Consider the following 14259-nt stretch of genomic DNA (forward strand, 5'->3'; position numbering starts at 1 on the left):
TACGGAGGCTCGGTACGAACCTTTTGTACTCAGCTTGCTATGGGTTAGTGAGCTTGTTCCCAGTTGTCACCGTAGCCAGCTTCTGCAAGTAGTTCAACATCCAGACTTGCTGTTGCTGCCATCAATTGACAAATTTTAGCTTGTAACGTTTCAGCTAGCGCCGCATCCACTTCAAACACCAATTCATCGTGTACTTGCATGATCATGGTTATTTCACCGTTGGTTTCGGTTGCAATCCAGTGAGCAACATCAATCATTGCCTTTTTGATGATATCGGCAGCAGTACCTTGCATAGGCGCGTTAATTGCCGCTCGCTCTGCAGCTTGTCGACGCATAGCATTACGGTCTTTAATCGCTGGTAAATACAGGCGGCGCCCATACAGCGTTGATACGTAACCGAGATCTGCTGCTGTAGCACGAGTTTCTTCCATGTATTTTAATACACCAGGGTAACGCTCAAAGTAGGTGTCGATATAGCGCTGTGCTTCGCCGCGAGGAATATCAAGTTGTTTGGCCAACCCGAATGCAGACATACCGTAAATAAGGCCAAAGTTAACGGCTTTTGCACGGCGACGTTGGTCGGTGGTAACTTCACTGAAATCGACATCAAATACTTCGGCTGCAGTGGCTTTATGGATATCTTTTCCTTCAGCAAATGCTGTCAAGAGGCCCTTGTCTTGAGATAGATGAGCCATAATTCGCAGTTCTATTTGAGAGTAATCGGCCGCGAGAATTTTTTTGCCTTCAGGTGCTATAAATGCATGACGAATGCGGCGACCTTCTTCTGTTCTAATTGGTATGTTCTGTAAGTTAGGCTCGCTGGACGATAAGCGACCTGTGGCAGCATTTGCTTGGTGGTAGCTGGTGTGCACCCGGCCCGTTTTGGCATCAGCCATTAACGGTAACTTATCTGTATAAGTACTCTTTAACTTTGCTAGGCTGCGGTGTTCAAGAATGATTTTTGGCAGCGGGTAGTCTAATGCTAGCTCGATCAGTACTTCTTCGGCAGTAGATGGTGCGCCTTTTGGCGTTTTTTTGATAATAGGGTAGCCTAGTTTTTCAAAAAATAACTCTTGTAGCTGCTTGGGTGAAGCAAGGTTAAATTCTTGTCCGGCTATCTCATAGGCTTTGGCTTTTAAGTCATCAATTTTTCTTGCTAACTCTTCACTTTGTTGTCCTAACAGCATGCTGTCAATGAGTACACCTTGGCGCTCAATGGACGACAAAATATTAATCAATGGTAGCTCTATATCGGTAAATACACTGACCAATTCTGACTGTTTTTCTAGTCGAGGCCACAAATGTTGATGTAAGCGTAGAGTAATGTCGGCATCTTCAGCTGCGTATGGTGCTGCTGTTTCTAAAGGAATCTTATTAAAAGTGACTTGCTTAGCGCCTTTGCCAGCAATGTCTTCGAAACTGACATTTTTATGGCCAAGGTACTTAAGCGCTAAGTCGTCCATATTGTGCTTAGAGGCGACAGAGTTAAAAACATATGATTCAAGCATCGTATCGAATTGAACACCACGCAGTGTGATCCCCGCGTTGGCTAAAATGCTGATGTCATACTTTAAGTTTTGACCCACTTTCTTTATTGCTGGGTTTTCAAGTATTGGGGTGAGCTTTTCTAGTACAAGTGCTTTGTCCAGTTGTTCTGGAGCATCATCATAATCGTGCGCTAATGGTAAATAGGCCGCTTTGCCAGCTTCTACTGCAAATGAGAGTCCAACGAGCTCAGCTGTCATGTAGTTGAGGCTGGTTGTCTCTGTGTCGATAGCTATTAATTCTGCGTTGTTAAGCTTTACTAACCAGTCATCTAATTGCTGTGTTGACAAGATAGTGTCGTATTCAATTTTGATGTCTTGCTTAACAATGGCTTCATCAGTGTCTTTACTTGATGTGCTTGCGCCTGGCTTGTTGTCTAACACTTCAGCAAGCCAGCGTTTAAACTCCATTTCGCCGTAGCATTTAATGAGTTCGTCTTTGTTAGCAGGCTCAATTGTGAGTGATTGCCATTCTTGTTCAAGTTCAACATCGAGCTTTATGGTGGCTAGGTCATAACTGAGCTTGAGCATATCAGCATGTTCAATGATTTTAGCTGGCATGGTTTTGGAGCCGCGAAAACCGAGTTCAGGCATTTTTTCAGGGGCCGCTAAGATTTTATCTACTCCCCCGGCACCAGTTAGCATTGCGAGTGCCGTTTTTTCACCAACACCTGGTAGCCCTGGTATGTTGTCGGCTTTATCGCCTTGCAGTGCGAGAAGGTCAATAATGAGCTCTGGGCCAACTCCAAACTTTTCGGTGACCTCTGCAGGCCCCATAATCGTGTTGGTCATGGTATTAATTAGCGTGATATTATCATCTACCAATTGAGCCATGTCTTTATCGCCAGTACTAATTAATACCGCACGACCTTCTTTACTGGCTTGAGTTGCAATCGTACCGATAACATCATCTGCCTCAACGCCAGGAATACACACTAGTGGTAAGCCTAACGCTTTGATGATTCTGTGCAGAGGCTCTATTTGCCCGCGTAAGTCATCAGGCATTGGTGGGCGCTGCGCTTTGTATTCCGAATACATATCGTTTCGAAATGTTTTGCCTTTAGCATCAAAAACAACGGCCATTTGGCTAGGATTGTATTGATTCAGCAGGCTGCGCAGCATGTTGATCACCCCGTAGACAGCTCCGGTTGCTTCACCTTTAGAGTTTGTCAAATGTGGGGGAGAATAATAGGCGCGGTAAAGGTATGAAGAACCATCCACAAGAACTAAAGGGTTGTCGGCAATTTTAGGCATAATATGTATTCGTTATCGCATTTCGATGATGGCGCTAGCATGCCATATCAGGGCTGTTTCAGCCATGAATAAATACTGAAGCGCCTGTGGATAACTCTGTGCATGGAACAGGAAAACTTGCATTTACGACTTTTCAGTCGAAAAAACGCCTGTTTATAAGTTATTGAAATTTAGCAGGTAAATCTAAAAGTGTGAACTAGGTGTTGTTTTGAGTAATTAAAGGAAAAATGTGGACTTTTTATTTTAACTCTAATTGCAAATTATATCCTTGGTTAAAAAAGCACCGTTTGATAAAGTGCAGACATAACTTAGCACGATAATTAATCTGATCAAGTGGTTTGTTACAAGTTTATTAAAACAATATGATATATAAATGGAGATTCTAATGAAAAAAGTCGCTGTGCTTTTGAGTGGTTGTGGCGTCTTCGATGGGGCGGAGATACATGAGTCTGTTTTAACCTTGTTGGAGCTTGCTCGTTCCGGTGCTAGTTATCAATGTTTTGCGCCAGATATCGCACAGTTGCATGTGGTTAATCATTTGACGGGTGACATTGATGAAGCTGACCAGCGCAATGTTTTGGTCGAGTCGGCTAGAGTTGCTCGTGGTGAAGTGAAGCCGCTAACCGACATGAAAATTGATGAGTTTGATGCCTTAGTTGTTCCTGGTGGTTTTGGTGCGGCGAAAAATTTATGCAATTTTGCTGTGGCAGGAGCTGAATTAATTATTGATTCTGGTGTTAAGCGGTTTATTACACAGTTCACGCAAGTTGGTAAGCCCGTCGGCTTTATGTGCATTGCGCCAGTTATGATCCCACAATGCTATGAAGCTGGTGTGTTGGGAACTATTGGCTCCGATCCTCATACTGCCGCAGCGTTTGAGTTGCAAGGTGGACAGCACCAAATTACTAAGGTGGATGATATTGTTGTTGATGAGGTTAATAAGGTTGTGAGTACGCCAGCCTATATGCTGGCAGACAATATCGTAGAGGTGCATAACGGTATCACTAAGCTGGTAGCAAGCGTGTTGAATATGGCTTGATTTTTTAAGATAGGCACTCAGTATTCGAGTGCCTTAGAGCTCATGAGTATGACTTACAGCTGCCAATATAGCCTTGTATTATACCTACTAGTAATCCACCAACATGTGCTCCATTAGCAATGGAAAGGCCGAACATGTCGGTAAAGCCAAAGACTAGCCAAAGTAACATAAAGCCAATATACGCAGGTGGAAGGCCAATACCGGCTTCTGGGCGTTTTACCCCCATTATCCATGTGTAGCCAACGACGGCATAAACCACGCCTGACAACCCGCCAAAGTAAGGTCCAGCAATAAAATATTGCAATATACTGGGTAGAGTTCCGCCGACAATAAGTATGATAAACAGTGGTTTGAATCCAATTTTGTTTTCAATTTTCCCGCCTAAGTACCACCACCATAATAAATTAAAGATAATATGCATGGCTGAAAAGTGCAGAAGGCTTGGGGTGAATATTCGCCAAGCTTCGCTAAATGAGGCCGGTGAGGTTGCACCGAAAAATGACAGCGCTTCAAAAATAGGGTTAGAAAGGCCAAGGTTCATGGCGATATAAATGATAACGCAAGCAAAAAATACCACTAAGGTTAGTGGGCCAGCTCCAGTTAAAAACTGGCTGACAAGCAATAGGTTCGGGCTGCCATAATCGAGCTTTGTATTGGCGCTACCGTGATCCCACGATGCTGCTAGGTACTTTTGATCATAAGGGTTAGCGATAAAGGCTTGGTATTCTAGTTGGGCTTGTACAAGGTGTGTTTGATTGTGGACGGTTAACGTAACCCCCTGTTCTTTGTGGGTCAGAGCGCAGCTAATGCCTTGTCCTTTGAGGTAGTCAATCAGTGCTTGCGCTGCTCTTTCATTGGGTAGACTGCCGATTTCGTACATCAATAATTCCTATCTATGCGTTAGCTTGATGCCATGCGCTATAGCCACCATCTAAACTGTAAACATCATCAAAGCCTTGCTCATTTAAAAACGTGGCGGCACTTTGACTGCTGATCCCGTGATAACAAACAACAATGATGGGTTGGTCCATATCTGCTTCGGCAATATAGTGGCTGATGTTCTCATTGTTGAGGTTAAAAGCGGTATCAATGTGTCCGGCAGCAAAACTAGCTGCGTCTCGTATATCAACAATTTGAAGTTCTGCTGTAGATCCCTGCATGTGGAGCAGTTGATTTACGCTTAAGTGTTGGAACGTCGACATAGTTACCCTTTTTGTTTGATCCATCAAATGAAGGGCAGGCCAAGATGCTTGCCCCAATAATTGTAGTGCTAGTCCCAGTTTAAAATCACTTTTCCAGATTGGCCTGAGCGCATAGCGTCAAAACCTTGCTGGAAGTCATCAATATTATAGTGATGGGTGATAATTGGCGAAATATCTAAACCAGATTGAATTAAACTCGCCATTTTGTACCAAGTTTCGAACATCTCACGACCATAAATTCCCTTTATGATTAATCCTTTGAAAATCACTTGGCTCCAATCAATTGCCATGTCTCCCCCGGAATACCGAGCATTGCAATTTTGCCACCATGGTTCATGGTATCTAGCATTGAATGAAACGCAGACGGTACGCCTGACATTTCAAGACCAACGTCAAAGCCTTCGGTCATACCTAGCTCTGCCATAACATCTTCTACGCTTTCTTTAGCAACGTTGACAGCGCGAGTAGCCCCCATTTTTGTTGCAAGTTCAAGGCGATATTCATTCACGTCAGTGATCACAACATGGCGAGCACCAACATGGCGACATACTGCAGCGGCCATAATACCAATAGGTCCTGCACCTGTAATTAGTACGTCTTCGCCGACAAGGTCAAACGATAATGCAGTATGAACAGCGTTACCGAATGGATCAAAAATAGAGGCTAAATCGTCAGAGATATCATCGGGTATCTTAAAAGCATTAAATGCAGGGATCACTAAATACTCAGCAAACGCCCCTTCACGGTTAACTCCCACGCCTGAGGTATTACGGCATAAATGTGTACGACCACCACGACAGTTACGGCAATGGCCGCATGTAATATGACCTTCACCTGAGACGCGGTCTCCTATTGAAAAACCACGGACTTCTTGGCCCATATCGACCACTTCACCAACATACTCATGCCCGACAACCATTGGTACGGGAATGGTTTTTTGTGACCACTCATCCCAGTTGTAGATATGAACGTCGGTACCACAAATGGCAGTTTTACGAATTTTAATTAGAAGGTCATTGTGGCCCATTTCTGGTTTAGGCGCATCAACCATCCAAATGCCAGTTTCTGGCTTTAATTTACTAAGAGCTTTCATGGTTAACCTATGGCTGGCCGTATATTCGGTACGGTCAGCAAATTGAATTTGGTTAAGGCGGCAGTTTGATGTCGCCTTATTGTTGTATTATTTAGCCGATAATGCCCATTTCTTTTGCGATACGGGTAAAGGCTTCAATCGCTTTATCTATTTGCGCTTTAGTGTGAGCCGCAGACATTTGTGTGCGAATACGCGCCTGGCCTTTTGGAACTACAGGGAATGAGAAACCAATCACATAGATGTTCTCGGCTAACAGGCGGTTAGCAAAGTCACCGGCCAGTTTTGCGTCCCCAATCATAACCGGGATGATGGCATGATCTGCTCCGCCTAACGTAAAGCCTGCTGCTGACATTTTTTCACGGAAATAACGGCTGTTTTCCCACACGGCTTCACGTAAATCTTGACCGGTCTTAAGCATTTCAAGTACATGAATTGAAGCCGTCACAATTGAAGGGGCTAAAGAGTTTGAAAATAAGTATGGGCGTGAGCGTTGACGTAACCACTCAACCACTTCTTTTTTAGCTGATGTGAATCCACCAGACGCGCCGCCCAGAGCTTTGCCCAGTGTGCCGGTAATAATGTCGACACGATCCATAACCTCACAAAATTCATGGGTACCACGACCTTCTTGGCCCACAAAACCCACGGCGTGAGAGTCATCAACCATAACTAAAGCATCGTACTTGTCGGCCAGATCGCAAATACCTTTTAGGTTTGCGATGACCCCATCCATTGAAAACACACCATCGGTTGCGATAAGAATATTGCGCGCACCAGCAGCTTTGGCCGCTTTCAATTGAGCTTCTAGATCTACCATGTCGTTATTAGCGTAGCGGAAGCGTTTGGCTTTACATAAACGCACTCCATCGATAATGGATGCATGGTTGAGCGCATCAGACACAATGGCATCTTCTGCGTTTAATAGTGTTTCAAACAAACCTGCGTTGGCGTCAAAGCATGAAGAGTAAAGAATAGTATCTTCCATACCAAGGAAGCTGCTCAAACTCGTTTCTAGTTGTTTATGAATATCTTGTGTACCACAGATAAACCTTACAGAAGCCATGCCAAAACCATGGGCATCAAGTCCATCTTGCGCTGCTTTAACTAGCTCAGGATGGTTAGCTAACCCCAAATAGTTATTGGCACAAAAGTTAATAACTTCATCGCCATTGACAGATATTTCAGTTTGTTGAGGAGAAACAATAACGCGCTCACTCTTATAAAGGCCTTCGGCTTTTACATCGGCAAGTTGTTGATTAATTTGGTCGTAGAATGAGGTTTTTGCCACCAGAATTCTCCTTGATGAGCATTGTTTTTGATTATTGGAGTGGCGGCATTTTAACCTTAAATAGGCTCGCTCTACAGCCTTTTTTTAAGTGTGATAACGAGATAAGGTTGTTTAGGTCTTCAACATGTTTCGGATTAGTTAAACTAATTGGTGTTTTAGTTTTTGAGTATTGAATGCTTGGTAGTCGCAACGTTACAACTTCAATACGCTTGGATGTTAAGCATCTGCCTGACAAAAGACGTTTAGGCGTAGAGTTAAAGGCGGAGAACGCGACAAACGTAGAATTGGCTGTAAATTATTTATTGATAAGGCAAATGACTCAGTATTGGGGTTGTTTGCCTTATCAACAGGATCACTGCTATAGAGCGGGTATATCTGAGTCTTGTGCCATAGTGTGATAATGTTTTTCTAGCCTTTCAAATGTGGCTACAGAATGGGGGGGAGCATAGGCTTTAAAGATCATTATCACCCTTAGTAGCCCTTCATAAAGAGATTCTTTGGTGATGGAACCAATAGATGATTGGCTTAGGGTCAATTGATAGCTGATCCAAAAGCTGACAAGCATTTTCATGGTCTCTGCTAACGGTGCAATGGCATCTTTGTTTATAGCTAAAGTCCCTTCCTCAGATACCTTGGTCAACACATCGATTGAGCGAGCAAGTACATCTTGTTGTGCTTGCACGTAGCGCTTTTTCAATGTGTCGTCACGACTGAGAATATCGGCAAGGTTGGCGTACATAAAACGAAATTGCCACAAGGTGTAAAACATGGCATCAAAGTAACCAATTAATAGGTCGATATCGACCTTTTGGTCGACATAAGGCTGGAAGCCGGACTCTAAATGCTGTTCATAAAGACTAAAAATAGAGCGAATAATGTCTTCTTTATTGCGAAAATGATAGTAAAGATTGCCAGGGCTTATATTCAGGTGCGCTGCAATATGGTTAGTGGTTATAGCTCTTTCGCCATGCTGATTAAATAACGCTAAGCTGGTTTGTACTATCTTGTCTCGGGTTTTCATATTCATCCTAAATGATTAATATCCAATAAATAGCTTAAATGTCGTTAGCGTGTGGCTTGGCGGTAAAAAATGCGCGAGCAACTCTACACTTTCTCGGTTAGGCATCTACGTTAAGTTATGACTATCATGTTAGCATTGATTAAATTCTTCAAGTAAAACTCACCAAAGTCAAAAAAATCATGAATCGTCGCCTTTATTCTGCACTGCTCTACCTTATTTCTCCGTTGTTATTGGTGTACTTAGCTATGCGCGCGTTTAAAAGTGCTGATTATCGTAGCCGTTGGGATGAACGGTTTGGCTTGAAAAGCGTAAAAGCAACCGATCTTTTACTGCACAGTGTATCAATGGGTGAGACGATAGCGGCTATTCCACTGATAAAGCAAATCATGGCGACTTACCCGCACCTTACGATCACTGTAACTACGACTAGCCCAACCGGTTCTGCCGAAGTGCTACGAGCGTTAGGGGGAAAAGTGCAGCATTGTTACTTACCGTTCGATCTTGCTTGGTGTAGCCGGCGGTTTGTAAAACAGGTAGCTCCGAAAACTTGCATTATTATGGAAACAGAGCTTTGGCCTAATTTAGTGCATTACCTGAAAAAGAGTGGTGCGAGCGTGGTACTCGCTAATGCTCGATTATCGCAAAAGTCAGCCGAAGGGTATCAAAAGCGCCATCGTTTGAGCCTACCTATGTTGCAAAGCCTTGACGCGATAGCGGCTCAATCGGATTCTGCTGCTACCCGGTTTATAAATTTAGGGGTAAACAAAGGCAAGGTCGCTGTTTGTGGCAGCCTTAAGTTTGATATTTCGATTGACCAAAAACGTATTGATGCGGCTAAAGCGGTGCGTGCTGGCTGGCAGGCAGAGCAGCGTCCAGTTTGGGTGGCGGGTTCTGTGCATCCTGGTGAATTTGAGTTGATGTTGCAGGCACATACCTTGCTTTTACAGCGCTACCCTGAAGCGTTAATGATACTGGTACCAAGGCACCCAGAACAATTTGATGCCGCAGCTGCGGCCGTTGAGCAAGCTAACTTGCTGGTGGCTAGGCGAAGCCATAATCAGGCAGTGACAGCGGATACTCAAGTGATTGTGGGTGATACCATGGGGGAATTACTAACGTTATATGCCGCTGCGGATCAAGCTTTTGTTGGCGGCACGCTAATCGAGAGTGGTGGGCACAACCCGCTGGAGCCTGCAGCTGTTGGCCTGCCGGTTATGGTTGGGCCTCATCACTGGAACTTTAACGAAATAGCTGAGCTGTTAGTGGCACAGGGAGCGCTAAAGGTTGTTGAATCCAGCGCGCAGTTAGCGCAAGTCTTGGAAGATTTGTTTACCGATAAATTGGCATACCAGTCGGCAAGTGATGCCAGTAAGTTGGTGATAGCGCAAAATCGAGGAGCACTAGAAAAGCAGTTTGCGTTAGTTGAGTCTTTGCTAGAAAAGGCTTAAACCACATTTAGACTTAAGCCGATTTTTCGCCTGCTTATTGAGTTGTTATGGCGTTTTTATAAGCGTTAAGGAGTCGCTGCCAATTTGCCTCTGTAAAAGCTAGATTTGGCTGCTTAGCTAACTCTTTATTAAATGAGCGATGTAAGCGTTCCATATTGGACAGTTGCCAGCTTGAGGAGGGTGTGCGGAATTCGCCACGGTCAAAGTCGATGATGTAAAACTTGTCGTTAGTGAGCAGAATGTTTTTGGCATTCAGATCGGCATGATACACACCATGATTATGAAAACGGGCAATGCACTCACCGAGTAATTGCCATTGCTCATCTGTCATCACAGCTTTAGTTAATCTTGCGACTAAGTCTTCAGCGCCCTCGATCCGTTCGATAATGATATCAGCGCGGTACCACACACCATTGCTCTCGACATTCGCGGCAATAGGTTTGGGCACAGGGAAACCTTGGTTATATAAGGTTTCTAATAAGGATAATTCAGCAATGGCCCGCGTACGAGTTAGTCCAGTGTATAAATACTTGTCGCGAATAACTCTTCCTATCAAACCACCACGATAATAATGGCGTAACACCCACTGCTGCTGAGCAGGATCTTGCATACTGGCATCAACAAACCAAGTGGTATAACGGCCTTTTGCTGAACCTGTTATCGCGGATTTATCACGCCAAAAATCCACACCAAACCAAGATGTTTCAATTTCTTGTGGGGTGAGATCACTATAAGCGATGTTGCCTGATACTGTTTTTTTAAACTTCATAGATAGAATTGTACGCTAAAGCGTGGAACCTACAGCCATTCTACATTAAGATCGGTAGATTATGCCAAATAACCTACGAACATTATGAGCTTAACGACCCCCAGTAATGGCGCAGAACCACAAGCAGGCGCGTTAGACTTAACGAATGCTAAGACTTTGTGTTTACTCAGATTGTCAGCCATTGGTGATGTATGCCATGCTGTGGCAATGGTGCAAGCAATTCAGCGAAGGTACCCAGATCTTAAAATCACCTGGGTGTTAGGTAAAATTGAATATCAGTTGCTTAAGCATCTGCCTGGAGTGGAATTTGTCATATTTGATAAATCTCAAGGGTGGCGTAGTTACTTTAATTTAAGGCGAGCACTTAAAGGGCAAAAGTTTGATGCGTTACTGCATATGCAAGTCGCACTTAGAGCTACGGTGGCCTCATTAGCCATTTCGGCTAAGCTACGCATTGGTTTTGACCGTTTTCGAGCGAAAGAAGGGCAGTGGTTGGTAACGAACCGCCGCATTGAAGCGCAAGCACAGCCGCACGTACTCGATGGTTTTATGGGGTTTGCAAAAGCTATAGGTGTTACTGATTTAACGCCGAGCTGGAATATTCCCATCTTAGCGGCAGACACTGAGTTTGCACAGACGCTGATCCCAACCGGGAGCCGAGTGTTGGTGATATGTCCTGCAGCCAGCAAAGCGGAGCGTAATTGGTTGCCAGAGCGGTATGCTGCCGTGGCTGACCATGCTGTTGAACAAGGTTACCGCGTGATGATCTGTGGTGGCCCTGCACCGCTTGAACGAGAGCTTGCTGATAAGATTCAGGCTGCTGCACAGTCCGAGCTTGAAAACCAAGTGGGAAACACTTCGTTGCTGCAACTGTTGGCTATTTTAAAGCAAGCAAGTGTAGTGATCGCTCCCGATACAGGACCCGCTCACATGGCTGTAACTCAAGGCACTCCAGTAATTGGTTTATATGCGCACTCTAACCCAGGGAGAACAGGACCGTATACGAGTTTGAGCTCGGTGGTGAGTGTTTATGAGCAGGTCATCACAGAGCAAAAACAGGGGCCTATCCCATGGGGAACAAGAGCAAAGGGCCCTGACTTGATGGCGTCGATTAGTGTTGCTCGCGTTATTGAACAATTAGATATGTTGTTAGATTAACTGCATTAGTATAATTTTTTTAGTATGGCGGGCTAGTTATTTGCTATTGTCGTCTGATGAGTAAACCGATGACCTTACCCCGCCCTAAGTTTTTATTTGTCCCTGTGTCTTCTGCTGAAGGTATGGGTGAATATATGCGATCGCTGATTGTGGCTAATGAAGTCAAACAGCGTTGGCCTGACGCCGACATTCGATTCATTTTAAGTCGACATGCCCCTTACGCTGCAACGTGTCCATATCCAGCGGTGCTACTTGATGATACACCGACCAAAAACATTAAAGCGGTTAATGACTTTATGTCTTTTCACTTGCCTGATGTTGTTATATTTGACGCATCTGGAAGGCGTTCGCAATTAGTTCATGCAAAAAAATTGGGTGCTAAAGTTATATTTATTAGCCAGCACAAGCGTAAGCGTAGCCGAGGAATGAAAGTACTCCGAGCGCGTGTGACTGATAGTCACTGGGTTGTGCAGCCTCAGTTTGCCATTGGTGATATTGGTTGGTTGGAACGCTTGAAACTGCGGCTTATTGATAAGGCTGAGCCAGAAATTATAGGGCCTATTTTTGTAAACCCGAGTGAAACTAGGCAAGCGAGATTGCTCGAGCAATACAGTTTAACTAAAGGCGGATATATTTTGTTAAATGCCGGTTCTGGAGGACACCAGAATCATAATGGGTATGTTGTTGAAGTATTTGCCCAAGCTGCTGTAAGCATATTTGCGACCACCGCAATTCCCTGTGTCATCGTTTACGGGCCAAGCTACCCAGGAGAGGTATATACTTCTGAGGGCGTTACCGCAATCACATCGTTAAATCATGCGTCAATGATTGATCTGCTTGATGCTTCTAAAATGGCTATTTTAAGTGGTGGCGACACGTTACTACAGGCCATTGCATTAAAAAAACAAACGCTGTCTATTGCGGTTGCTAGAGATCAGTTTTTTCGTGTCAAAATGTGTAAAGAAAAAGGATTAACATCTAGTTGTCAGCCAAACGCTCAGCAAATAACTGATAGCTTGGTTAAAATGATAGATGGTCACAATAGTGAGTCTTTGCAGGTTGCGTTGGCTAATTGCTCCTGCAAAAACGGGTTAGATATGGGGATGAGCATAATGAGCGATTTATTAAATGAGCCATTACCCCTTAAGTCATAATCAGACGTCAGCAATGTTTAAGAATTAATTGAATAAAAAATTGAAGGAAAGTGATCGTGAATTCAGGCCGTAAGCGTTACCTTTTGTACATATCACAAAATTACTCTTATGCCATTTTAAGGCCTCTTCAGAGTGCCATTAAAGCAAGAGGTGATGAAGCTTGCTGGTTTTTAGAGGGGAATGAGGTGACTTCATCTTTTCTTAAAGCGGACGAGCAACAGTTAACATCCGTTGAGGAGGTAAAAGCCTGGAACCCTGATGCGGTTTTTGTTCCTGGAAATACCGTTCCTAACTTCATCCCTGGAATTAAAGTAGCTGTTTTTCATGGTTTTGATGCGGGAAAGGTCAACCGAAGGGGGCGGGTCGATCATTTTGAAATTCGAGATTGCTTTGACCTGTATTGTACGCAAGGTATTGACACTACACAGCCTTTTACCCGTTTAGCACAAGAGCACGGCACTTTTACTGTAGTTGAAACGGGTTGGCCTACATTAGACCCTATGTTCAAAGGTGAGGGGGAGCATCCATATAGCGTTGAAGGGGATGACCGTCCTGTCGTGTTGCTGTGTTCTACTTTTTCTCGTAATTTATCTTGTGCTCCTGTGATTTATGAAAAAGTGAAGCAATTATCACTGCAAGGTGAATGGCGTTGGTTAGTGCAGTTTCACCCAAAAATGCACCCTGATATAGTTGAAAAATATAAAGCACTTCAAAACGATAACTTAACTTTTATAGAAACTGACAATGTGTTGCCGCTCTTAAAAGCTGCAGATGTCATGTTGTGTGATACGTCATCGGTACTTATCATGTTTTTGCTGGAAGGTAAGCCGGTCGTAACCTTTAATAACCAAACAAAGCTCTCTCATCTGGTTAATGTTGATAGTGTTGAAGATATACAGCCAGCGTTAGAGCTTGCATTATCGCGTCCGGCAGAGTTAATGAGTAAAGTTGATGAGTATTGTACTAGTGTCCATCCGTACCGTGATGGTAAATCTAGTGAGCGCGTTCTAGCGGCTGTAGATGAATTGCTTGAGAAAGGAATGAAAAGCCTTAAGCCTAAACCTGCAAATATTCTGCGTCATTTAAAAATGCGGAAAAAAATGAATTATTGGAAATTTTAAAGCGCCAGCATGGCGAGATGAAAAGGATATACCCTTGGTGTTTGAGCAAGTGAATAAGCAATAGTTGTTTTATTTTGCTCATCAGTATCTACATTTCCTCGCAGGCCCATGCAAGATGCTAAGTATCTTGCATGGTTAAAATAGCCAACTAAGGATAGGGTTTTGCAG

The 14259-nt window shown here is 43.9% G+C and carries 11 protein-coding genes and 1 pseudogene; 5 read left to right on the forward strand and 7 right to left on the reverse strand.

The annotated features are described in order from the left end of the window. Window positions 1–44 precede the first annotated feature (44 nt). Window positions 45–2798 (reverse strand): DNA polymerase I, encoded by a 2754-nt coding sequence (polA, locus tag RGE70_RS00225; RefSeq protein WP_310469552.1) that lies wholly within the window; start codon window positions 2796–2798, stop codon window positions 45–47. 385 nt (window positions 2799–3183) lie between these two features. On the opposite strand from polA, the gene elbB reads away from it, so the two are divergent. After that, window positions 3184–3837, forward strand: coding sequence for an isoprenoid biosynthesis glyoxalase ElbB (elbB, locus tag RGE70_RS00230; protein ID WP_310469553.1), 654 nt, complete (start codon window positions 3184–3186; stop codon window positions 3835–3837). Between the two features lie 40 nt (window positions 3838–3877). Here the strand turns inward: elbB and glpG are convergent, their stop codons facing one another. From glpG to RGE70_RS00255, 5 genes and pseudogenes are all read right to left on the reverse strand, one after another. Continuing rightward, window positions 3878–4717: a rhomboid family intramembrane serine protease GlpG gene (glpG, locus tag RGE70_RS00235; protein WP_310469554.1), complete on the reverse strand. Its 840-nt coding sequence runs from the start codon at window positions 4715–4717 to the stop codon at window positions 3878–3880. 13 nt (window positions 4718–4730) lie between these two features. After that, window positions 4731–5039 carry a thiosulfate sulfurtransferase GlpE gene (gene glpE, locus RGE70_RS00240; protein WP_310469555.1) on the reverse strand — a complete coding sequence of 103 codons (309 nt, stop codon included), beginning with the start codon at window positions 5037–5039 and terminating at the stop codon, window positions 4731–4733. Between the two features lie 68 nt (window positions 5040–5107). Next, window positions 5108–6132: pseudogene (tdh, locus tag RGE70_RS00245) on the reverse strand (L-threonine 3-dehydrogenase). Between the two features lie 91 nt (window positions 6133–6223). Further along, on the reverse strand, window positions 6224–7420 hold the full coding sequence (locus RGE70_RS00250; protein ID WP_310469556.1) for a glycine C-acetyltransferase: 1197 nt from the start codon (window positions 7418–7420) through the stop codon (window positions 6224–6226). A gap of 358 nt (window positions 7421–7778) precedes the next feature. Then, on the reverse strand, window positions 7779–8441 hold the full coding sequence (locus RGE70_RS00255) for a TetR/AcrR family transcriptional regulator (RefSeq protein ID WP_310469557.1): 663 nt from the start codon (window positions 8439–8441) through the stop codon (window positions 7779–7781). A gap of 179 nt (window positions 8442–8620) precedes the next feature. On the opposite strand from RGE70_RS00255, the gene waaA reads away from it, so the two are divergent. After that, window positions 8621–9889 (forward strand): lipid IV(A) 3-deoxy-D-manno-octulosonic acid transferase, encoded by a 1269-nt coding sequence (gene waaA, locus RGE70_RS00260; RefSeq protein WP_310469558.1) that lies wholly within the window; start codon window positions 8621–8623, stop codon window positions 9887–9889. A 34-nt stretch (window positions 9890–9923) separates the two neighbouring features. Here waaA and RGE70_RS00265 read toward each other — a convergent pair whose 3' ends face one another. Then, window positions 9924–10658, reverse strand: coding sequence for a 3-deoxy-D-manno-octulosonic acid kinase (locus RGE70_RS00265; RefSeq protein WP_310469559.1), 735 nt, complete (start codon window positions 10656–10658; stop codon window positions 9924–9926). Between the two features lie 84 nt (window positions 10659–10742). Between RGE70_RS00265 and RGE70_RS00270 the strand changes: the two genes are divergently transcribed. The 3 genes from RGE70_RS00270 (at window position 10743) to RGE70_RS00280 (ending at window position 14091) form a co-directional block, all read left to right on the forward strand. Then, window positions 10743–11816, forward strand: a complete 1074-nt coding sequence (locus RGE70_RS00270; RefSeq protein WP_375087875.1) for a glycosyltransferase family 9 protein — start codon at window positions 10743–10745, stop codon at window positions 11814–11816. 68 nt (window positions 11817–11884) lie between these two features. Beyond that, on the forward strand, window positions 11885–12970 hold the full coding sequence (locus RGE70_RS00275) for a glycosyltransferase family 9 protein (protein WP_375087876.1): 1086 nt from the start codon (window positions 11885–11887) through the stop codon (window positions 12968–12970). A gap of 56 nt (window positions 12971–13026) precedes the next feature. After that, a complete protein-coding gene (locus RGE70_RS00280) occupies window positions 13027–14091 on the forward strand; it encodes a CDP-glycerol glycerophosphotransferase family protein (protein WP_310469561.1) in 1065 nt (354 codons plus the stop codon). Window positions 14092–14259 lie beyond the last annotated feature (168 nt).

This window comes from Shewanella youngdeokensis, assembly GCF_033180165.1.
In the GTDB taxonomy this organism is placed as follows: Bacteria; Pseudomonadota; Gammaproteobacteria; order Enterobacterales; family Shewanellaceae; genus Shewanella; species Shewanella youngdeokensis.